This window comes from Alteromonas sp. DYW1 (genome assembly GCF_059752595.1).
In genome coordinates this window covers 2,797,415-2,818,891 of the sequence record NZ_CM186038.1, presented here as the reverse complement: position 1 = coordinate 2,818,891, position 21,477 = coordinate 2,797,415, and the positions used below count along the sequence as shown (strand labels likewise).

Annotated in this window: 20 protein-coding genes; 15 read left to right on the top strand and 5 right to left on the bottom strand. The window is 42.7% G+C overall.

Going from position 1 to position 21,477, the window contains the following annotated elements; genetic code table 11:
* Positions 1-4: 4 nt before the first annotated feature.
* From galE to AC121Z_RS12635, 3 genes are read right to left on the bottom strand one after another with little or no spacing between them, the layout of a single operon-like run.
* Positions 5-1,033: a UDP-glucose 4-epimerase GalE gene (gene galE, locus AC121Z_RS12645; protein ID WP_498124380.1), complete on the bottom strand. Its 1,029-nt coding sequence runs from the start codon at positions 1,031-1,033 to the stop codon at positions 5-7.
* Positions 1,030-1,329: a DUF6170 family protein gene (locus AC121Z_RS12640; RefSeq protein ID WP_498124379.1), complete on the bottom strand. Its 300-nt coding sequence runs from the start codon at positions 1,327-1,329 to the stop codon at positions 1,030-1,032. Before AC121Z_RS12640 ends, galE begins: the two co-directional genes overlap by 4 nt.
* A complete protein-coding gene (locus tag AC121Z_RS12635) occupies positions 1,326-2,831 on the bottom strand; it encodes a peptide MFS transporter (RefSeq protein WP_498124378.1) in 1,506 nt (501 codons plus the stop codon). The genes AC121Z_RS12640 and AC121Z_RS12635 overlap by 4 nt, the downstream gene beginning before the upstream one ends.
* A 191-nt stretch (positions 2,832-3,022) precedes the next feature.
* Between AC121Z_RS12635 and rfbA the strand changes: the two genes are divergently transcribed.
* The 15 genes from rfbA to AC121Z_RS12560 all read left to right on the top strand — a co-directional run bounded on the left by rfbA (position 3,023) and on the right by AC121Z_RS12560 (position 18,840).
* Positions 3,023-3,904: a glucose-1-phosphate thymidylyltransferase RfbA gene (rfbA, locus tag AC121Z_RS12630; RefSeq protein WP_498124377.1), complete on the top strand. Its 882-nt coding sequence runs from the start codon at positions 3,023-3,025 to the stop codon at positions 3,902-3,904.
* Positions 3,905-4,453, top strand: coding sequence for a dTDP-4-dehydrorhamnose 3,5-epimerase (rfbC, locus tag AC121Z_RS12625; RefSeq protein ID WP_498124376.1), 549 nt, complete (start codon positions 3,905-3,907; stop codon positions 4,451-4,453).
* A gap of 2 nt (positions 4,454-4,455) precedes the next feature.
* Complete coding sequence (gene rfbD, locus AC121Z_RS12620; protein ID WP_498124375.1) at positions 4,456-5,349, top strand: dTDP-4-dehydrorhamnose reductase; 894 nt, start codon at positions 4,456-4,458, stop codon at positions 5,347-5,349.
* Entirely contained in the window at positions 5,342-6,415 is a 1,074-nt protein-coding gene (gene rfbB / locus AC121Z_RS12615; RefSeq protein WP_498124374.1) for a dTDP-glucose 4,6-dehydratase, read from the top strand. Before rfbD ends, rfbB begins: the two co-directional genes overlap by 8 nt.
* A 225-nt stretch (positions 6,416-6,640) precedes the next feature.
* Positions 6,641-7,705 carry a UDP-N-acetylglucosamine--undecaprenyl-phosphate N-acetylglucosaminephosphotransferase gene (wecA, locus tag AC121Z_RS12610; RefSeq protein WP_498124373.1) on the top strand — a complete coding sequence of 355 codons (1,065 nt, stop codon included), beginning with the start codon at positions 6,641-6,643 and terminating at the stop codon, positions 7,703-7,705.
* An 80-nt stretch (positions 7,706-7,785) separates the two neighbouring features.
* Positions 7,786-8,142, top strand: a complete 357-nt coding sequence (locus AC121Z_RS12605) for a hypothetical protein (protein ID WP_498124372.1) — start codon at positions 7,786-7,788, stop codon at positions 8,140-8,142.
* Positions 8,139-9,899 (top strand): polysaccharide biosynthesis/export family protein, encoded by a 1,761-nt coding sequence (locus tag AC121Z_RS12600; protein ID WP_498124371.1) that lies wholly within the window; start codon positions 8,139-8,141, stop codon positions 9,897-9,899. The genes AC121Z_RS12605 and AC121Z_RS12600 overlap by 4 nt, the downstream gene beginning before the upstream one ends.
* 15 nt (positions 9,900-9,914) lie before the next feature.
* Positions 9,915-10,706: an ABC transporter permease gene (locus AC121Z_RS12595; RefSeq protein ID WP_498124370.1), complete on the top strand. Its 792-nt coding sequence runs from the start codon at positions 9,915-9,917 to the stop codon at positions 10,704-10,706.
* Positions 10,703-11,353: an ABC transporter ATP-binding protein gene (locus AC121Z_RS12590; protein WP_498128246.1), complete on the top strand. Its 651-nt coding sequence runs from the start codon at positions 10,703-10,705 to the stop codon at positions 11,351-11,353. Before AC121Z_RS12595 ends, AC121Z_RS12590 begins: the two co-directional genes overlap by 4 nt.
* A gap of 2 nt (positions 11,354-11,355) precedes the next feature.
* On the top strand, positions 11,356-12,513 hold the full coding sequence (locus tag AC121Z_RS12585) for a KpsE/RkpR family capsule polysaccharide export protein (protein WP_498124369.1): 1,158 nt from the start codon (positions 11,356-11,358) through the stop codon (positions 12,511-12,513).
* Between the two features lie 170 nt (positions 12,514-12,683).
* On the top strand, positions 12,684-14,279 hold the full coding sequence (locus tag AC121Z_RS12580; RefSeq protein ID WP_498124368.1) for a glycosyltransferase family 2 protein: 1,596 nt from the start codon (positions 12,684-12,686) through the stop codon (positions 14,277-14,279).
* Between the two features lie 157 nt (positions 14,280-14,436).
* The gene (locus tag AC121Z_RS12575; RefSeq protein ID WP_498124367.1) at positions 14,437-15,318 is read left to right on the top strand and encodes a glycosyltransferase; all 882 of its coding nucleotides are present in this window, start codon (positions 14,437-14,439) and stop codon (positions 15,316-15,318) included.
* 44 nt (positions 15,319-15,362) lie between these two features.
* A complete protein-coding gene (locus AC121Z_RS12570) occupies positions 15,363-16,196 on the top strand; it encodes a glycosyltransferase family 2 protein (RefSeq protein WP_498124366.1) in 834 nt (277 codons plus the stop codon).
* A 212-nt stretch (positions 16,197-16,408) separates the two neighbouring features.
* Positions 16,409-17,041, top strand: coding sequence for a sulfotransferase family 2 domain-containing protein (locus AC121Z_RS12565; protein WP_498124365.1), 633 nt, complete (start codon positions 16,409-16,411; stop codon positions 17,039-17,041).
* Positions 17,042-17,085: 44 nt separating this feature from the next.
* Positions 17,086-18,840, top strand: a complete 1,755-nt coding sequence (locus AC121Z_RS12560; RefSeq protein WP_498124364.1) for a sulfotransferase family protein — start codon at positions 17,086-17,088, stop codon at positions 18,838-18,840.
* A 74-nt stretch (positions 18,841-18,914) separates the two neighbouring features.
* On the opposite strand, the gene AC121Z_RS12555 is transcribed toward AC121Z_RS12560, so the two are convergent.
* Complete coding sequence (locus AC121Z_RS12555; RefSeq protein ID WP_498124363.1) at positions 18,915-19,373, bottom strand: ribonuclease E inhibitor RraB; 459 nt, start codon at positions 19,371-19,373, stop codon at positions 18,915-18,917.
* A gap of 44 nt (positions 19,374-19,417) precedes the next feature.
* On the bottom strand, positions 19,418-21,457 hold the full coding sequence (locus AC121Z_RS12550) for a secretin GspD/PilQ domain-containing protein (RefSeq protein ID WP_498124362.1): 2,040 nt from the start codon (positions 21,455-21,457) through the stop codon (positions 19,418-19,420).
* Between the last annotated feature and the right edge of the window lie 20 nt (positions 21,458-21,477).

The following is a 21,477-nucleotide window of genomic DNA, read 5'->3' as shown; positions in this document are numbered from 1 at the left end:
CGGCTTATTTGCCGCTTTCTGTGTATCCGTTTGGATTTTGTGATTGCCAGCGCCAAGAGTCTCGACACATATCGACTAAGCCTTTCTTGGCAGACCAGCGCAGTTCGCGCTGTGCGAGGGTTGGATCGGCATAACAAGACGCCACATCGCCACTGCGTCGGGGAACTATTTTATAGGGAACAGATTGTCCGCTTTCTTGCTCGAAGGCCTTGACCATGTCCAACACACTATAACCTTGGCCGGTGCCCAAATTAAAGGTACATAAACCGGCGTTGCTAGCGAGTTTGGCCAGTGCCTTTAAGTGTCCATCGGCAAGGTCTTCAACATGAATGTAATCGCGCACACCAGTGCCATCAGGGGTGTCATAATCATCCCCAAACACACTGAGGCATTCGCGTTTGCCTGTGGCGACCTGAGTGATGAACGGCATTAGATTATTGGGAATACCGCTGGGATCTTCACCAATTTGCCCAGAAGGGTGTGCGCCTACTGGATTGAAGTAACGTAACAGTACGATATTCCAAATATTATCTGACTGATAAAGGTCACGTAACACTAGCTCAACCATTAATTTAGACTGACCGTAGGGGTTAGTCGGCGAACCGGTTGGCATATCTTCACGTAGGGGTAACTCAACGGGATCGCCATATACAGTAGCTGAGGAGCTAAACACAAGATTCTTCACATTATGTCGCTGCATGACTTTGCACAGTTGCAAGGTGCCAAACACGTTGTTTTCATAATAACGCAGCGGCTGTTCGACCGATTCCCCCACGGCTTTTAGACCGGCAAAGTGGATAACCGCGTCTATATTGTGCTGGGTAAACAGCGCATCCAAATCAGCTTCAGTTCGAATGTCACCCAGCTTAAATACAACGGACTTTCCGGTTAGTGCTGTAACACGCTGGAGTGAGACTTCAGACGCATTGCTCAAATTATCTAACACGACCACGTTGTAGTCTTGTTCAAGCAGTTGCAGCACAGTGTGGCTGCCAATGTAGCCTGCGCCACCAGTGACTAAAATGGTTTTCATATCGACTTTCCTGTGTCTTCAGTGAGGTATTTCGCGCTTAGACTGTATTGTAAGGGTTTTATCAATAAAGGGTACACAAGTAACACCAAAGCTGCCCAAACCAAGGCAAACCAGTTATCTGATGCCTGCAAAATGAACACAAACACCGGCACAATAATCAGGAGCTTGAGTACATTTAACAGTGAACGTTCAGGTACCGTCATTTTCAGGGCGGCATGTTCGAGTGCAATCATCCGTTGCTGTAATGGCAAATCCCTCAGTTGAGGGATTTGCTTGGTCGAGAAGTAGAACTTCATGCGCTTGCTTGTTTCTCTTCACTTGCGGGGAGTTTTTCCCACTGGCGGGTTTTCAGTACGAAAAGTAACACGACGATACCGATAGCGATGCTAAACAGGCTGATTTGCATATAAAGGCCCGGCATTTCATCAAGACGACTAGGATCGAAATTACCTGCCAGCAAGCCAGCTACAACGTTACCAATTGAATAGGTGAGTACAAATACCCCCATCATTTGGCCGGCGAAACGTTTGGGAGATAGCTTGCTAACTGCACTTAACGCTACTGGACTTAGGCACAGCTCACCAACAGTATGTAAAAAGTAAGTCATCACTAACCAATAAGGGGCTACTTTTAAGCCACTTGCCGCTAATTGTGCTGCGAAAAACATCACAATAAAGCCAGTCGCCATAATAATTAAGCCGATCGCACATTTAAACCCATAAGAGGGGTCTAACATCCGCTTACCGAGGTTGATCCATAGTGCGGCGAAGAAAGGCGACAAAATAATGATGAAGAAAGAGTTAGCGGATTGAAACCAAGCGGGTGGAATTTCAAAGCTGCCCAGCATACGGTCGGTATAATCACGGCCAAACAAGTTTAAAGAAGACCCTGCTTGTTCAAAGCCAGCCCAGAAACAAATAGAGGCGATACAGACTAAAAACAGTGCTCCAAGTTTGCGCTTTTCATGCCCATCAAGGTTACCGAAGAAAAAGATCGCGGCGTAGTAGGCGAGGAACACCAGAGTAAAGAATATCGCGACGTATTTCGCCAGTGCGACGGCATCGATAATCATCGCACCAGTAGAAACCATAAAAGTGACCAAGGCCAGTGCAATTAAGAAACCAACAATCACCATCCAGCTCAGACGCTGTGCATTCGGTGATAAATCGACTGTTGGCGTCGCGGCAGCGCCTTCGAGCTTCGGTTGAGTCATTTTATATTGCACTAACCCAATTGCCATACCGACAGCGGCCGCACCGAAGGCATAATGGTAGCCCCAGTTGGTAGCAAGATAACCGCACACTAGATAACCAATAACCGAACCGATGTTAATACCCATATAATAAAGCGTATAGCCACTATCACGACGTTTATCTTCATCGCTGTATAACATGCCGACCATAGCACCAATGTTGGGTTTTAGTAGGCCAGTGCCGAGTACAACTAGAATTAGACCAATAAAGAAGGTTTGGGTGCTGGGTATGGCCAACACAATATGACCTGACATGATAATAATGCCGCCATACCAAACGGCTTTTTGCCCACCAATAAGGCGATCTGCAAGCCAACCACCGGGTAAGCCCATGAAATACACTGCGCCGGTGTATAATCCATAAATCGCCGTAGCGGTTGCTACGGTAAACGCAAGGCCTTCTTCCTGTAGACTTGCTGTCATAAACAAGACCAATAGTGCGCGCATACCGTAATAACTCATGCGTTCCCACATTTCAGTAAAGAATAGCGTTTGTAGGCCGCCTGGGTGGCCGAAGAAACTGGTGTCGTTGGTTTTTGTTGTCATAGTTTTTTTATCGTTATAGTTGTTAGTTTATTTAAAGTTTACGGTTCATTATGCAAGACTAAAGTCTTAATACGCAAGGTTAAAGCAAACTCATTAGATGGATTGGCGAAAACGGCTTATTTTTGGGTCGAGAATTATGTCTCAACACGTTACAATTACTGGTTGATTTGTGTAGCTCATCGGAGAATTAAATGGCGAGAAAAGGGATAATTTTGGCTGGGGGATCTGGCACTCGATTGCATCCCCTTACACAAGTGGTGAGTAAGCAGTTGATGCCAGTCTACGATAAGCCAATGATTTATTATCCGCTGTCGACACTGTTACTCGCTGGCATCAGGGATATTCTAATTATTTCAACACCACATGATCGGCCTCGCTTCTCGGACTTATTGGGAGATGGTTCTCAATTAGGGGTAAGTATCACATACGCTGAACAGCCATCACCTGACGGTTTGGCGCAGGCATTCATTATTGGCGAACAGTTTATAGGAAGTGATCCCGTTACGTTGATTCTTGGTGACAATATTTTCTACGGGCATGAATTTCAAGATACATTAAAGGCCTTATCGCAACAGGCGGAAGGCGCAACAGTGTTTGGTTATCACGTCAATGATCCCGAGAGATACGGTGTAGTGGAGTTCGATAATGATTGGATGGCGGTTTCAATTGAAGAGAAACCCGTAAAGCCAAAGTCAAACTATGCTGTTACAGGGTTGTACTTCTATGACAACAAAGTGGTTGATATTGCCAAAAATATTAAACCTTCAAAACGTGGTGAACTTGAAATTACTGATGTCAACAGTGCCTATTTGGCAGATCAAAGCCTAAGTGTAAAACTGTTGGGGAGAGGTTCTGCTTGGCTCGATACCGGAACTCTTGATAGTTTGCTCGATGCGGCGAATTACATAGCAGCGATTGAAAAAAGACAAGGACTGAAAATTTGTTGTCCTGAAGAAATTGCTTATCGAAAAGGTTTTATTAGTAAAGAGCAGTTGCAGCAACTCGCAGAACCGTTGTTAAAAAGTGGTTATGGCCAATACTTGATAAAAATCCTACATGAGAGAAGTCTGTAAGTGGAAATAATAGATGTTGCTTTGGGTGACGTTAAGCTACTTAAGCCCAGAGTCTTTGGAGATGAACGCGGCTTTTTTATGGAAACATTTCGTGAGGAATGGTTTCGAAAAAATTGTGAAGACGTTCAATTTGTACAAGATAACCATTCATTGTCACAGAAGGGTATTTTGCGAGGGCTGCATTATCAAACTGAGTATACGCAAGGTAAACTAGTGCGTGTGATCGTGGGCGAAGTATTTGATGTAGCTGTCGATATGAGACGTTCGTCGCCAACATTTGGTCAATGGTATGGCGTAAGACTATCTGCAGAAAATAAACACCAACTTTGGGTGCCTGGAGGATTTGCACATGGCTTTTATGTGTTAAGTGAGGAAGCAGAGTTTAGTTATAAGTGTACAGATTATTACCATCCCCAATCAGAAGTTTCTATTCGTTATGATGATCCTGAATTGGCAATAGATTGGCCACTCGTCGATGGTCAAGTTCCATCTCTATCTGCAAAAGATGCTGAGGGAACCCCCTTCTCAGACGCTTACAAGTTTGACTAATTATGATTGTTGTTATTGGTAAAAACGGTCAGTTGGCGCGCGCCTGTGCGGAGTTGTTTACTCAGCAAAATATCCCATTTGAGTGCTTTGGACGGGAAGATATTTGCATCAAGGAGCCAGAGTCAATAGCAGCTGTACTCGGTGGTTTGAGGAGTATAACAGCCATTATTAATGCTTCTGGGTACACGGCTGTGGATATGGCTGAAGAGGATTACGATGAGGCCTTTGCAATAAATGCAACTGCGGTTAAAAACCTGTGTGAGTACGCTAAATCTCTCGGTGTATACTTCATTCATATCTCAACAGATTATGTGTTTTCTGGCTTAGCAAATACGCCCTACCTCCCAGACACTTCATATGCGCCTATCAACGCCTATGGGCAAAGTAAAATGCACGGAGAAAAGTGGGTTTTAGAGAATTATCCAAACGGTGCGTGTGTTTTACGCACAAGTTGGGTGTATTCTGAATATGGGCATAATTTTGTCAAAACCATGTTACGACTGATGAAAGAGCGACCTTCACTTAATGTTGTGATGGATCAAGTGGGGGCGCCCACATCGGCTCACACGTTAGCAGATGTATGCCTTCAATGCATCGAACAACGGATAACGGGTGTCCATCATGTGTGTGACCTAGGCGTAACAAGCTGGTTTGATTTCGCTGTTGCGATTCATGCCATAGGGTTATCAAACAAGCAGTTAAAGAGCCCCGTTAAAATCGCTCCTATTCGTTCATGTGAATATCCAACCCCAGCGCCACGTCCCCATTATAGTGTGTTGGATACAGCTTCATTACGAAGCGCATTACCTAACTTATCACTCCCGCACTGGCAGGGCGCATTGAAAACCGTATTAAAGAACTTACAAGAACACGACGTGAGAAATTACAATGAATAAGTCATTATTAGTGACAGGGGGCGCTGGGTTTATTGGTGTGAACTTTGTGCACTATTGGCTCAAAGCTCATCCTGGAGACAGGGTGGTTGTATTAGATGCTCTTACCTATTCAGGAAATTATGAGAGCCTTAGGGTCTTAGAAGATAAAGACAACTTCGTGTTTGTGCAGGGTAATATATGCGACCAAGCGTTTGTCGAGTCCACTATGCGCAAATTTCAAGTCGATACGATCGTACATTTTGCAGCAGAGTCGCACGTTGATCGTTCAATTACTGGACCTAGGGCGTTTATTGAAACCAATATAATTGGCACATTTAGCCTATTAGAAGCTGCACGGAATCTATGGTTAAGTAATGAGCCTATCGTACAAAAGCATCGCTTTCATCATGTCAGTACTGACGAGGTCTATGGGACGCTAGAACCTTGTGAACCCGCGTTTACTGAAGCAACTCAGTACGCACCTAATTCGCCATATTCAGCCAGTAAAGCCGCGAGTGACCACCTTGTTCGGTCATACGTACACACCTATGGCTTGCAGGCGACAACGAGCAACTGTTCAAATAATTACGGCCCATATCATTATCCTGAGAAGCTCATACCACTGGTATTAACGAACATATTATTTAATGAGCGACTTCCCGTTTATGGTGATGGAAAGCAGATTCGAGATTGGTTATATGTTGAAGATCATGCCAGAGGCATAGAGTTAGTGCTCGCCAAAGGCGAGATTGGCGAGTGTTATAATATTGGTGGGATCAATGAGTGGGCCAACATTGATATTGTAAATCTGCTTTGTGATAAGGTCGATCAGGCCTTTGCTATTGACCCTTCTTTGTTTGAGCGTTTCCCATCAGCCCTGAGTGCCAAAGATGGTTGTTCAAAATCACTGATTACTTACGTAACTGACCGACCTGGACATGATAGGCGATATGCTATTGACCCAACCAAAAGTCAGAGAGAACTTGGATACAATCCGACAGAAAGTTTTGAGACAGGGATAGAAAAAACTGTTGACTGGTATTTGCAAAACCCTGATTGGTGGATGCCATTGCGTGATAAAAACTAACTGATTGCGAACGTCTTACCGGCTATTAGTGCTAGATTCTTAGGGGCGAGTATTGTTATACTCCCCGCGTCAAGGAAGATTGGGTTTAAAGTGGAACATAATTAGCGCTTGTGAGGGATATCTCACTTGAACCATCAGAAGTGGCAACCTAATAACAAAAATAAACACGAACCGTATCCTGGGGCTAGTTAGGCACAAGAGTAACCGCAAGGGACAATAGATTTTATGTTTGCATATTTGGAATTTTTTCCACTTTTTACTGCATTTTTTGTCGCGGTAATTCTTCTTATTTTAATGACCCCCTTCGCACATCAATTGGGCTTAGTTGACCACCCTACTTCTCGTAAACAGCACGCAGGTGTTATCCCTTTAACCGGCGGGGTTGCAGTGTTTGGTGCAGTACTCATCGCGAGTATTCTCACTGACGTTTGGATCAAGAACGGTTCATGGTTTTTTACTGCCTCATTTTTTATTGTGCTGTTAGGTATGCTGGACGATAAATTCGACCTAAGCCCTAAAGGGCGTTTGATATGTCAATTTTGTGTTGCGGCAATTATGGTCCTAGCGGCACAAAACTACATCACATCACTTGGCAATATTTTAGGAACTGGGGATATTAGTTTTGACTGGGCAGGGTACTTTTTTACCCTCATTTGTGTGGTTGGGGTGATCAATGCATTTAATATGATTGATGGGATCGATGGTTCCGTTGGTGGTATTAGTTTAATAGTTTTGCTGGCAGTTGTATTCTTACTGGTTGCAGGCGGAAAAGGGCAAGCCATAATGGCCCCAATGCTGATAGTTGCCGCATTAGTACCATTTCTTGCATTTAATCTCAGCTGGAAAGGCTTTAAAGGTAATAAGATTTATATGGGCGACAGTGGGAGCATGTTTGTCGGTTTGACTATCGTGTGGCTTATGGTTGATTTCACTCAAGGACACGATGCCGCAATGCGCCCAATCACTGCTGTATGGATTATTGGATTACCATTAATGGATATGGCTGCGATTATGTATCGCCGCGCGAAAAAGGGACAATCTGTTCTGAGACCTGACAGACAGCATCTACATTTCATATTCATGCGGGCAGGGTTATCGTCGCGTCGAGCGCTGGGCATGATACTCATGTTAGGTGTGGTTTTCGCTACGGTTGGTATTCTCGGCGAACTGTATCATGTACCGGAATATGTGATGTTTTGGAGCTTTATTGCATTATTGGTCATCTATAGTGCAATTCTACAGAATATTTGGACGATATTACGCTTCATCAGGCGGAATAAGAGCGCATAAGGACGCACATCTATTCGTAAGATTGCATGTGCCAGATTTAGCGGTATCATAACCGCCAAAGTACTAAAAAATCAGGGTTTATGATTAGACTAATCGCAACGCTGGGGTGTGCATCGATGCTGATTGCCTGCTCCTCAACTAAGCAGCCCAACGCTCAGCTACCACTTGTTGACACCTCGAATCAGAGCATTGAAGTGCGTTTAACCTCTTCTCTTAATGCAACTTTAGAAAAGGCCTCGGCAAATCAGGTAATCGCTGTAGGTGATGAAAATGCTGTCTTATCGCCGGTTTTTTATTCTGCGCGTGGTAACTATTGTCGCTTTCTAACCAGTGTCAGTAAAAAAGAGCTCTTTTGTAAAGCTGAGGATGGTAACTGGTTTGCTGTTCCTTCTGTACTGTCTGATATTCATACCGTTGAAAGGGGCGAAAGCGAATGAAGAGCATACAGATGAACTTGGCTGAAATGGCTTTCAGAATTATTGTTCTGAGTATGTGTGCAGTTCAAGCCGTCTGCGCACAAGATTTGACTCAGCAGCAGTTGTTACAAGCTCAAATGGCGGCACAATCTCAGCAAGTTGACCTCTCACAATATATTCAGTCTGATGGCCGCAATATAGGAAGAAACCCCACTAACATAGCGCCACATGAACAAAGTGTTTCGGAAGAGGAGAAAGGGCTTCCGAAGTCTTTTGGTAGTGATTTGTTTCGTGGTGGGTATGTGGCTGAAAGAAGTGATGGTCTGAATAGTCAATACCGAATAGCGCCCGGGGACAAAATCGCTATTCAAATGTGGGGAGCGGTAGTTCGGTCACAAGTGGTGACGGTTGATAATCAAGGGAATATCTTTGTACCGGATGTTGGCCCAATAGTTGTTGGTAACGTACCCGCAGCAAATCTAAACGCTGTAGTGACTAAAAGCATTAAGCGGATATATCCAAATAATGTGAACGTTTATATTAATTTGCTCACGGCAACGCCAGTTAGTGTTTATGTGGCTGGTCCCGTCAAGAGACCAGGGCAGTACGCGGGATTGGCGTCTGACTCAGTTTTATTCTTTTTAAATCAAGCTGGAGGAATAGATCCTTATCGGGGGAGCTACAGAAATGTCTCTGTATTACGAGATGGCGAAGCTGTTATCAGTTACGACGTTTATGAATTCTTGAAAGAAGGAAAGCTACCAGACTTTTCGTTTAAAGATAATGACGTAGTCTTTGTGTCTGAGCAAGGGCCTATGATAACGGTAGAAGGGGCAGCGCGTTACCCATTTCGTTTCGAACTCAAACCAGAAAAGCGTGCTGGCAGTGACCTAATTCATTACTCAAGGCCGTTGAATAAAACGACGCACGTTGCAATTACCGGGAATCGTTCACAAGGTCCCATATCGGTGTATGTTCCATTTGAAGAGTTTCAAGATTTTATTGTTGAAGATGGCGATGTAGTGCTGTTTAACGATGATATCCGTCCTAAAGTGATTAGCGTTCAAATTTCAGGGAGTTACGAAGGTCCCTCATTTTATACGTTGAAAAAAGGTACGCGGTTGGTTGATTTGTTAAGTTACATAGCCGTAGACCCGAACTCTGCTAATTACAAGAATGTTTACATCAAGCGCGAGAGTGTAGTGGAGCAACAGAAGTATTTGATTGAACAATCACTACAACGACTTGAGCGCAGTATATTTACGGCGCCAGCCTCAAGTGATGGTGAGGCACTCATTCGCTCAAGAGAAGCACAGTTAGTCTCACAATTTATTGAGCGTGCCAGAAAAGTAGAGCCTTTGGGTAAGGTCATTGTGGCTGACAATGAAAGTGTTGCGAATATTCGCCTCGAACAAGGTGATGAAATCGTAATTCCAGAAAATACAGACCTGATTCAAGTGTCTGGTGAAGTGCTTATGCCTCAGGCCTTGGTTTATAATGAAAAGGCACAAATTGCTGATTATATTGCTTGGGCAGCTGGATTTACCGAGCGTGCCGATACGGACCAGATTGTCGTAGTGAGAGCAAATGGACTTAGTCGATTCGTATCAATTGATGAGAGTGGTTATTGGTTCTCTGATAATGATGAATTCGCATTGCGGCCCGGTGACCAGATTTTGGTGCTGCCCAAAGTAGATAGCAAAATTATGCAAAGCGTTAAAGATATCACGCAGATCTTGTATCAAATTGCGGTAACAGCCAATGTGGCACTCGATTAGAGACGTTAACTAATTTTGGCAACTGTAACACTGCAGCAGCGAAGCAAATGGGCGATATGGCGTGATGTCATCTTTGCGCTTTTTGTAAGAGAAATACGAACCGGATTTAATGACCGGTTCGGTATGAGCTGGGCGATCGTTAATCCTGTTGTGTTTATTTCGGTCCTTGCTTTCATCCGTGAAATCATAAATGGTCCATTAACTCATACTTTGCCGACTTTTACCTTTATGGCGATAGGGGTATTGTATATTCAGAGTTTTCTTAAGACGCTAAGTTCTTGTGCAAACTCCATAAAGAAAAACAAAGCCTTGTTTGCATTTAGGCAGGTACAGCCCATCAGTGCAGTCGTAGCCGCGATGTTATTTGAGTTTCTTGTTAAAGTCTTTTCGCTTATCAGTATTCTGATGATTATGTATTTTCTTGGTATTAAAATTACTGTTAATGACGGATTGCTTTTTATTACGTGTTTAATGTTACTAATTGGACTCGCGGGGGCCCTCGGCCTGCTCTCAGGTATCGTTGAGCTATATGTCGAAGAAGTGGGTAAAATACGGGATTTGGCGTCACGGCCACTTTTTTTTATTTCAGGTACCTTTTTTTCATTGCAGGATATTCCTCAGGAGTTCTGGTTCTACCTTACCTGGAATCCAATTCTGCATGCCATTGAATTGAGTCGATACGCTTTAGCCAATAGTTACGGTAACGAAGGCGTAAGCTTGTTATTCCTGTTTGCCATCGTGCTATTTACATTATTTATATCTTTGGCGGTCTATTTTGTTTCATGGAAACAGGCGATCAGTCGATGATTCGTTTAGATAAGGTTACTAAGTATTACTCAGGCCCGCTTGGGAACCAGTATATTTTTAAAGATCTTAGTTTTGATATACCTACTGGCCACAATATAGCTATTTTAGGTGCCAATGGTGCTGGTAAATCGACTCTATTCAGATTGATTGCCGGCAGTGAATACCCCAATTCAGGCAGTATTCGCACAGACCTGAGTTTATCTTGGCCTGTAGCTCTGGCTACTGGTATCCATCCGCAGATGACGGGGAGAGAAAATGCACGTTTTATTGCACGGGTGAATGGTGTAGAAAACTTAACGCTATACGAAGACAGAGTATTGGCATTCTCTGAATTAGGCATACATTTTGATTTGAGGGTAAAGGATTACTCCAGCGGTATGCGCTCAAGGTTAGCGTTCGCCTGTTCTATTGGTATTGATTTTGACGTTTATTTAATAGATGAAGTTACCTCTGTTGGAGATGCGACTTTCAGAAAGCGAGCTAAAGAGGCTCTCATTGAAGTCAGCGGCCATGCCAATGTGATTATGGTCAGTCACCAAATGAATGAATTAAGGCAGTTTTGCGACAGTGCAATTGTATTGCATGAAGGAAAGTTAACTTTTTACCACGATCTCGAGAGCGGGATTGAACGATATCAGGCGCTTTAAGCATGACAGTATTATCTTTACCAACTGATAAGTCTTCGATGAATCGATGGATGAGAAAGCCCTTTGTTGCTTTTGTATTGGTCCCATTCGTAGTTTTTACATTTTATCAAGTTTTCTGGGCGTCGGACCGTTTTGTAAGTCAAAGCAAATTAATAGTTAAAGAGCCTGATTCATCGACTACTCTGGATACTTCGTTTGCTCTGTTAACCGGCTTAGGTGTTAGCTCCGGAGGCTCCGATACCGAACTCGTAAAGGCGTTTATTCATTCAAATGATATGTTGCAGCATTTGGAGACATCATTATCTCTTGTTGAGCATTACTCTGACGGTCGCTATGATATTTTTAGCCGGTTAGATTCGGATCCCACAAAAGAAGAGTTATTGGAGTACTATATATCTCATGTAGAAGTTAAAATTGATGAAACTTCTCAGGTGATCAGTGTGAATGTTCAAGCATTTGAGGCTGAATTTGCTCACCAAGTATCAAATGCCATTGTTGATAGGGCGGAATGGTTTATTAATGAAATTGGCCACAACTTAGCAAAAGAACAGTTGTCTTTTATTCAGCAAGAGCATGCAGTAGTTGATAAACGGCTCCGCGATACAAAAACGAAATTGTTAGCGTTTCAACGTCGTCATAATTTGTTGAATCCAGAAGCTGAAGGTATGGCTTTTCAGGAAATTGCTTATAATATCGAAGCTCAACTTGCGGCTAAACAAACTCAATTAAGATTGTTACGTTCAAGTATGAGCTCAGAAGCGCCTATGGTTGTTCAAACCCAAGCTGAAATCAATAGCTTGGAAGAGCAGTTAAGTACTGAACGGGCCCGTTTGACTCAACAATCGAGTCAAGATCCGTCTTTCCCTGATGAAGAACAAAACTTAAGTGTGAGTCAGTTATTGGCAAAATTCAGTGAATTTAAAATTGACCTTGAGTTAGCGTTACAAGCGTATGCGTCTTCCCAAGTGTCATTAGAAAAGTCTCGTATTGAAGCATATCGACAATTGAAATATTTGGTGACGGTTGAATCGCCAACATTACCAGAGGAAGCCCTTTATCCTGATAGGCTTTATAACATTTCATTGTTTTTCGTATTGAACATTCTTGGATTTGGTATCGGACGAATATTTTTTGCTACGATCAATGAGTTAAGACGTTAAGTCGCTTCACGATGAAAATTAGTTTACGTAGTATCTTACGTTTCTTTTTGTTGGCATTCAGGAAAATACTGCATAGTTTGCCTGAAACGTTGCGAAAGGGCCTTAGAAACCAGCACTGGTTGCTCGAACTGTATTCAAAAGCGTTACACAGGTCACATCTGTTCTATGGTATGTTGCCGCCTAAAAAGCTTAATGCTCGGTATAAAAAGCTAATTGTCACTCAACAGCGCCATTTAGAGGCATTAGCAGTAGATACAAGCCACACTTATCAGGCCAATGTATTGTTATTGGTTTCCCAAGTTGGTAATCCATCTGAGAGTCTGCAAGCGTTACAATCAAACAATGATATCAATACTGTATTTGTAATAAATGCCGACGAGCGCGTTATACTGGATATAGCATCTACTACTGATAAAACTAGGATGTTACAAAGCTGTGATGAATTTGCGTCGGGTTCACCTTTGGTGGTACTTCGCAGTGGTGAGTGTTTGCATAAGCATGCTGTTAAAGCATTTGTGAACAAAGCGCAATCTCAGTTAAGCGTAGTGACCTGTGACACCGATTGTGTTCTAGCCGACGGAACTAGAGGTGACCCTGAGTGTTACCCTCAATGGGACCCTGATTTACAGTTGTCTAGTGGGTACATTGATTCGGGCTTTTGTGTGCTAGATCCAAGGTTGCAATCTGATTTAGTTGAATTCGCTTTAGAGCATAAACATCCGTTGTGTTTAGCACTATGGATGGCGCAATTGAGTTTTAATCTACCTACAGCACAAGTTGGCCATGTTGCGCTAAGTCTGTTGCATAGAAAAAGCTTATATGACAAGGCTTGGGGACAATATGCACCAAGTGCATATGATGAATTACACTGGCCTGTAAAACTTTCAGAGAGCGCCACTTCAAAGACCGCTATTGTGCAATGGCCATTGGATATTTCACCTCTAGTTTCTATTGTTATTCCAACAAGGAATGCTCGAGCATTGGTTGCAATGTGTATTCAATCAATTATCGATAAAACTACCTATAGTAACTATGAAATACTATTAATTGACAATCAATCTGACGAATTAGAATCGATCCAATATTTTCAGTGGTTACAAAAATATGAAGCAAAAGTGCGCGTCATCGAGTATCCATTTGAATTCAATTATTCCGCGATAAATAACTTCGCAGTTGAGCACGCCAAGGGCTGCATTTTGGCGTTCGTCAATAATGATATTGAAGTGATTTCGCCAGATTGGTTATCGCATATGGTTATGCATGTTATGCGCGATGGAATAGGGTGTGTTGGCGCGAAGCTTTATTATCCGAATCGACGTATCCAGCATGCAGGTGTAGTGTTAGGTTATGGCGGAGGGGCTGGACATGCGCACAAGTATTTTCCTGATTACCATGCAGGGTATCTTAATCGTCTGATTTGTACACATGCCTATAGTGCTGTAACGGCTGCTTGCTTGTTAGTTAAAAAATCCGACTTTGACAAAGTGAGTGGATTTAACGAACAGGCTTTAGCTGTCGCGTTTAATGATGTGGATTTGTGCTTGAAGGTTGCATCTTTAGGTCGGCGCAACATTTATTGTGCTGAGGCTGAGCTATATCATTATGAATCGATTTCCAGAGGTTCAGAGAATACGCCCGAGAAGCGCGCTCGATTTGAACGAGAGCTTAGTTATCTAAAGCAACAATGGTCTGGCTACATAGAAGCGGATCCAGCCTACAACCCAAACCTAACACTTCGGCAAGAAAACTTTGCTATAAAAGAATAAACTTTCGCGACAAATAGCGTCACATTTTGTCACGCTTTTAATGCGCGATTCTTTAGTATATTCAACCTTTAATTTTGCTATACTTGCGCGATTAATATTTGGCTGTCGTTGTTGTGTTTTTTATACAAGCAACGAGAGCGTAAGGTGTAGTCTGTAATTGAGTAATTCTTATACAATCAGCGGTGCTGCTGAATTGTCGTTTCAGGTTGAGTCAGTAGTCGCAATGGCAGTGTATGCCGAGGATCGGCTCGATTGGGTATCCCGGGCGGTTGACAGTATTCTCCATCAAGATTATCGCGATTTTTTATTCGCTATTGTTGTTGATGGTGCTATCGATTCCTCTATGTTTGACTACCTAGAACGCATTAGGGCACAAAATGAAAACTTAATCCTATTCAGGGGAGAGCAAAATGTGGGACTTAGTCAATGCATGAATCATGTTATTGATTTTACGCTCGCTAATGTTCCAAGTGTGAAATACTTTTTCAGGATGGATGCTGATGATATTTCAGAGTTGAATAGGTTAAGTAAACAAGTTTACTTTCTGAAAGAACACCAAGATGTATCGATTCTCGGTAGTTCCTTAGTCGAAATCAATGAGAATGGACGCGTCGTTGGGCAACGTCAACTTCCGTTGGATCACGCTCAGATCAAAAAAGTGTTACCAAGACGTTGCGCATTAAATCACCCAACGGTAGCTGTGCGGATGGATGTTTTTGCAAAGGGATATCGGTATAGACCTGAGTTGAAAAATACGCAGGACTATTTTTTATGGATTGAATTGTGCGCCGAGGGCTTCAAATTTGGCAATCTTCCCGATGCATTACTTAAATTCCGACGCGTCAATGATTTTTATAAACGCCGAGGTTTCAGTAAGTCGATGAACGAGTTTAAAGCGCGTTTTTACGCTATGAAGGCATTGAGAAGTAGAACGTTTTTCAATGTCTTTTACGCATGCGCTGTTATACTGTTACGACTCATGCCGGCGAAGTTAATTAAGCTGGCATACAAAATCGATCGTTACTTTTTAAATAAGTGAGATAAAAATTGATTGGTGCTGCCGTTGTTTTATACAAGCCTGATATGGCGCAAACTGCGCGTTTGTTGCGTTCGGTAAGTCAACAGGTAGACGTAGTATCCATCATAGATAACTCACCGTCGGCAACACCTATTGACCTCGATTTGGACAATATTCATTACCATCATTTTTCTAATAATATTGGCGTTGCTGCGGCTCATAACGTGGGATTGCGTGATCTGATAACGGCTGGATGTGAATTTGCCATGTTGTTGGATCAAGACAGCGAAATAAACGAAGATCTCGCATTTCGTTTATCCTCATTATTGGTTGCCTCTAGGCATCGAGACCGTCCATTAGTCGCGGTAGGACCACGTATCATCTGTTCTTTTTCAGAAAAGACTGTTCGACCTAGAGTGCAACGAGAAGTCGCCCGATATGATGAATTGGTGTGTGTCACCCAGATAATCTCTTCGGGTATGATGATTGATCTATCTAAGGTTGAGCGTATCGGTCTCAAAGACGAATCTTTGTTTATTGATGGCGTTGATCATGAGTGGTGTTGGCGTGCGAAAGAGCAAAATTTGCTAGTGGCCATTGCCGAGAAAGTAGAAATGGTTCACCGTTTAGGAGATGCACGCAGTAAGTTTGCTGGCGTGACATATAAAGTCGGTTCACCGGTAAGGCTGTATTACCAGTTCAGGAACATATTTCTTTTGCTGCGCAGAGGCTATGTACCCAATTATTGGAAAGTACGAAATTTATGTGTATTACCTATTCGTTTTTTCGCTAATAGTATATTGCAGTCTAGAAGAAGAGAACGTATCAAGTTTATGTTATGCGGCATTTGGGATGGATTGTGGGGTGCTAGTGGAGCCTATTCTGACAATTGGAAGTAAGTCCTGAAAGTATAATATTGTATTCAATACGGAAAATAGGGTTTGGCAAAATTTAAACTTGCCTTCTTTTTGATTTTTAACGAGCTCCACTAATATCAGCTGTAAGCTTTGTGGAAGATGCCCCTAAAAAATTCACTCAAGCGTTTGCTCAAGACATTTGATAACATATCATAATAAAAACAAGTCCCTACTCATTCAAAAACACATTCCATATGCTGCTCAGTCATAACCATTCACTATTATTCGTTCATATTCAAAAGACTGCGGGCACGAGTTTGACACGCTTTTTAAAAAGCGAACTCAATGATCTACAAGAATTTCTGCGTCCTCATGATCCTCTTCGTTTTGCAGAAGACGTTCTAGGAGAGGAATTTGATCGCGTAACTAAAGTTGGGTTTGTGCGCAATCCTTTCGACCGACTAGTTTCTTGGTACAGCATGATCACTGAGACCGGTAAGTTATTGAGTGAAGAAGAAAAAATCATTAATCCTGACTACAACAAGATATGGCAATATGTATTGAGCCATTCATCATCGTTTGAAGAATTCATCATGTATTGTGCGGATGCAACTGATCGATCAGGTTGGAAGCCGTTTATGTACAACCAGATAGATTATTTAAAGAGAGCTGATGGCACGATTGGCGCAGATTTTATCGGCCGCTTTGAAAGATTGCCTCAAGATGTTAAAAATCTTTGCAGTCTAAAAGAAATTCCCTATACACCGATACCGCACGTGAACACATCAAAACATGTTGATTACCGAAAGTACTACAACAAAGAGATGAGAGTGATCGTTGAGAAAAGATTCGCGGAAGATCTGGAGTATTTTGGCTATGATTTTTGACGGACGTTTATGCGCGCTCGATTGCAGTGCCGCTAAGAGGTTTTATGACTGACAAATTGTGTGTTGTTTTCGTGTGTCAGGCCGGTGAGTTGGAGTTGAAAGGAACATTACTTGCAGCCTCTCTTCGTAAGAACGCAGGATTAGAAGATTTAGACCTGGTTGCCGCAATTCCAGATCCAAATGTATGGGGAAATTTGTCTTCCGAAACACAGATGATTTTGGACACGCTGGCCGTCAGAAAAGTGGTTATTGAGTCTCCTTTCGGTGAAGATTATCCAATTGGCAACAAGCTTGCCGCTATAGGAGTAAAGACTAAGGCCCCGGTTACAGTGTTCATGGACAGCGATATATTATGTTTAGGGCCTATCACGCATGCTGAATTAAATACCGATGGATTAAAGGCAAAGCCCGCCGATTTAAACACCTACGAGGGAAGCATAAATCAGTGGAAGTTGGCATACGGTTTTGGTGGAGTGGAGATTCCGCAATATCGAGTATTATCAACGGTATCGAAGCAACTCATGCTCCCTTATTTTAATGCTGGTGTAGTCGCAGTAAAAGATGGCGAAGCGTTTTCAGCAAAATGGCTGTCAGTTGCAAAGAAAATAGACGCGTGCGACGATATTCAGCACAAAAGACCTTGGCTAGATCAGGTCGCCTTGCCCGTGGCCGCAAAAGCGTTAGGCTATTCGTTTGAGGTATTATCTGAACCTTTCAATTACCCTGCACATTTGAAATGTATTAAGGCGACAAGTAAACCCAAACTTTGCCATTACCACTCCCCTGAGGTGGTCGCGCAAGAGAAGCTTTTGAGTGAACTAGTACTGCACATTTGTAATCAGTATCCGGCAGTCAATGAATTGCTCAATCAACATGATAATTGGAAACCCATATTAGTCAGGGCTAAACGGCATGCCAGCGATGCCAATCAAACGAATGTAAGGGTTCGCTTGCCTTTTTTTAAAGCGAAATCAAAGTCTACGATTGATTCATCGGATTTTTTGATCACTGGATTGCCGCGTTCAGGCACTAGTTTGCTCTGTAATTTATTGCATAAAGTGCCGAACACGATTGTTATTAATGAACCACAAGAGATTTTTACTGCTTTACATAATGACTCAGAAGGACTTGAGTTAGAACTATTGTACCGAAAAATCAGAACGGATATTTTATTGGGAAAGGGGATAAACAATAAGGTAAATGAAGCGGGCGAAGTCATTGAAGATACGCGCTTTAATGATGTTAGACGACATTACTTGCCAACCGTAACGCGCACGGATTTTCCACTGGCGGTTAAAAACCCTCTGGCATTCATCTCGCGCTTAAGAACTTTGTGCGATGCCTTGCCCAACATGCCGAAGATTGTAATGGTTCGACATCCTCTGGATGTTATAACTTCTTGGCGCAAGAGTTTCGATCATCTTCGTGACGTGGATTTCAATGTCATTCCATTTGTTAATCAGGATGATCTCCTTTTAGATGCTGTTCAACATCGGCTGCTGAATTCCATTCGTCAGGAATCTTATTTACCCGTAAAGCGAGCATTATACCTCAATTATTTGGCAGAAATGATCAGGCGAGACAAAGATAGAATTCACGTTATCCGTTACGAGGATTTGATAGCAAGCCCAGAAGCTACAATGACTCTTATTTCAAGGATAATTAATAGCGATAAGATTCCAAAAAGTGTGTTTAGCGCTATTCGCAATGATTCGACTGCTAAAGTCTATGCGCAAGAGGATGTGACTGCCGTAGAAGCATTGTGTGGGGATTTTATGCGAGAGTGGGGATACATTTAGGTATTACATTAAAAAAGCCACAAACGCAGTTGAGCACTTGTGGCTTGCTATTTTGTATTTAAGTTAACGGGCGTCTAATTAGCAGCTGTAGTATCCGGCTTATCAATACTAAAACCGTCAAAACTGTCTAGATTTCCATAATCTGCCATCTTAAATAGGGTTGTTACTTCATCAACAAATTCACTTTTGGTGTACTGATGAGTTTTCTGAATATACAACCAGTATTTATCCCCGTTTACGTCACTTTCCAACGCGACAGGCCAAAAATCCATGGCATGGGCCATCTGCGCAAAGTTTTCTAAATTCGACATCACTTTTGCGGTAAATCTAAATTCCCATTTGTACGGTAGGTTTGTGTCAATGCCTTGTGCCTGGATGGCTTCAAATTGCTCCATCAATTGCACTGTTGAGAGGTGACCATCGAGTACGATTTCACGTTTCTGTGAATCTTGTGCGTTGGCCGATTCTGCACCGCCATCTGATGCGAAAACAGCTACAGAGAAACTTAGTAAAAGTAAGGCAATAATCCGCATTGTATCTCCTTTTAAATGTCTTGGTTAATTTCTACTACTGAGTATTAGTTATGCAGGGTTAACTGCTCTTTAAATGCATCCGTAACGGCATTTGCATCATCTGCACTGCTTACTACGTAAGGTGCAATAAGAATCATTAATTCTGTACGTGATGTTGATTTTGACGTTGTGGTAAACAGTTTGCCTAGAAATGGAAGATCACCGAGAAAAGGAACTTTGCTTTCTGATTCATTTTCACTGTTATCAATAAGTCCGCCTACGAGTACAGAGCCTCCGTCTTGAATACTCAAGGATGTGGATACGCGGCGAGTAAAGATTGTAGGAGATCCTGTATTATTGGTGCTGTCGGGGATCGACGAGCTAAGCTCTTGTGTCAACGAAAGGTCGACTTCGCCGCCAGCGTAAATAACGGGCTTAACTGATAAGCTGTTACCAGTACTTCTATATTGAACTTCTTGGGTTATTGCGCCGCCTTCTTGGCTGCTCTGTGTAGAGGATATAATAGGCACTTCATTACCCACGTTTATGGTTGCTTCTTGTCCGCTTCTAACCAATATTCGAGGGGTTTGTAAAATATTCACCTTGCTATCAGTGGCAAGCATCTCCAGCACGGCACGCGTATAGCCAGATGAACTTATCGGATAAAAGGTTAGTGCACCACCAGAAATTGCGATTGATTCAGGTGAGGCTCCACCGAAAAGGTCTGAACCCACGTTATTTATTGCCCAGTCAACACCAAATGAAAAGCTATCGCTTAATGTTACTTCCGCAACGATGACCTCAATGAGAACTTGCAAGGGACGCTTATCAAGCTGTTCAATCGCGGGTAGCATCGTAACCCAGTCGGTATTAGACCCATAGAACAAAAGAGCATTTCTTCCCAAATCTACAACCAGTTGTCCCCGGTTTGATGCTGTAAGTGAATTTGCTGTATCACTATTATTTGATGTGGTGGCATTTCGACTAGACGACAGTAGCTCATTAATTGCATCGGCCACTTCCTGTGCGGACGTGTTCTTAACTTCATAGTAAAAAACACTGTCCCCTTTAGTCTGCTTGAGGGGTTGGTCAAGATCGCGAACCCAATTTTCAACATAATTCAATACATTTTTATCATTTGCGAAAACAATAATGCTGTTAGTTTCTTCGATAGTGAAAAGGCTAACCGAGCCTGGTTTTCCTTGTTGAGCGAAATAACCTTGAGCTTGCAGCATTTGAGTCAAACGATTTGAAAGCGTATCAGCCCCCAAATAACGAGGCTCTATTCGCATACTGTGTCGACCGCGCATCAATGGTTGGTCAACTAGTTTTACTACCTCTGCCGCTTGCTTGACGATATCCAGGGAACCTCTGAGCCACACAGCATTCCGTTCTGGGTCTGAACTGAACTTTGCTTTTTGTCCTTCAAAAGCTTGAGCTAGCCAACCAACGGCTCTTTGAGCTTGTACAACATTTAAGTCCATCAAATAAAATACTGGACGGTGTGTTGCCGGCACAGTTGGGAGAGCCGCGCCACTGACTAGGATTGGAGGCTCAGTGCTTGCTCCTGAAGGAGAAAACTCGACGCGCACAAGGCCCTCATCGTTACGTAAAGCGACGCCGTAGGCTTGTAACACAGTTTGCACCGTTCGATACATTTCATTTGGTTTTAGTGGCTTTTCGATATTTAACGTTACCAAATCCTTTTTATCTTCAAGTCGAGGGTCTAAATGGTACGAAAGGCCCATTTGATTACTTAGGATTTCATTGATGAATTCAGGTAAAGGTAATCCGGCTATATTTACGGCAATTTCTGTTCCTTCTAAGTTCATCGTTTCTTCAAAACTTAGAGCGGTGTTAGTTAAATTTCCTTGCGGTGGCTGCGGGAGTGAACGAGTGATTCGAGTTTCACCGCTCCCGTTGACTGAATCACTTGCTTCCGATCCTTGCTTGTTGCCGAGATTTTGTTTGTCCTTAACATTTAACTGTTGCGGAGTTAAATCATATTCACGTACAACTGAACATGCTGATACAGATGCAACAACGCTCAACAAAAGCACTTGCTTTATCCACTTATTTTTCATTTTCTCAAACTGCATTTTCATTGTTTTTCTGTCTATATGCT

Coding starts and splice junctions, on each gene's coding strand:
- galE (WP_498124380.1), bottom strand. CDS start 1,033: ATGAAAACCATTTTAGTCACTGGTGGCGCAGGCTACATTGGCAGCCAC.
- AC121Z_RS12640 (WP_498124379.1), bottom strand. CDS start 1,329: ATGAAGTTCTACTTCTCGACCAAGCAAATCCCTCAACTGAGGGATTTG.
- AC121Z_RS12635 (WP_498124378.1), bottom strand. CDS start 2,831: ATGACAACAAAAACCAACGACACCAGTTTCTTCGGCCACCCAGGCGGC.
- rfbA (WP_498124377.1), top strand. CDS start 3,023: ATGGCGAGAAAAGGGATAATTTTGGCTGGGGGATCTGGCACTCGATTG.
- rfbD (WP_498124375.1), top strand. CDS start 4,456: ATGATTGTTGTTATTGGTAAAAACGGTCAGTTGGCGCGCGCCTGTGCG.
- rfbB (WP_498124374.1), top strand. CDS start 5,342: ATGAATAAGTCATTATTAGTGACAGGGGGCGCTGGGTTTATTGGTGTG.
- wecA (WP_498124373.1), top strand. CDS start 6,641: ATGTTTGCATATTTGGAATTTTTTCCACTTTTTACTGCATTTTTTGTC.
- AC121Z_RS12605 (WP_498124372.1), top strand. CDS start 7,786: ATGATTAGACTAATCGCAACGCTGGGGTGTGCATCGATGCTGATTGCC.
- AC121Z_RS12600 (WP_498124371.1), top strand. CDS start 8,139: ATGAAGAGCATACAGATGAACTTGGCTGAAATGGCTTTCAGAATTATT.
- AC121Z_RS12590 (WP_498128246.1), top strand. CDS start 10,703: ATGATTCGTTTAGATAAGGTTACTAAGTATTACTCAGGCCCGCTTGGG.
- AC121Z_RS12585 (WP_498124369.1), top strand. CDS start 11,356: ATGACAGTATTATCTTTACCAACTGATAAGTCTTCGATGAATCGATGG.
- AC121Z_RS12580 (WP_498124368.1), top strand. CDS start 12,684: ATGTTGCCGCCTAAAAAGCTTAATGCTCGGTATAAAAAGCTAATTGTC.
- AC121Z_RS12570 (WP_498124366.1), top strand. CDS start 15,363: ATGGCGCAAACTGCGCGTTTGTTGCGTTCGGTAAGTCAACAGGTAGAC.
- AC121Z_RS12565 (WP_498124365.1), top strand. CDS start 16,409: ATGCTGCTCAGTCATAACCATTCACTATTATTCGTTCATATTCAAAAG.
- AC121Z_RS12560 (WP_498124364.1), top strand. CDS start 17,086: ATGACTGACAAATTGTGTGTTGTTTTCGTGTGTCAGGCCGGTGAGTTG.
- AC121Z_RS12555 (WP_498124363.1), bottom strand. CDS start 19,373: ATGCGGATTATTGCCTTACTTTTACTAAGTTTCTCTGTAGCTGTTTTC.
- AC121Z_RS12550 (WP_498124362.1), bottom strand. CDS start 21,457: ATGAAAATGCAGTTTGAGAAAATGAAAAATAAGTGGATAAAGCAAGTG.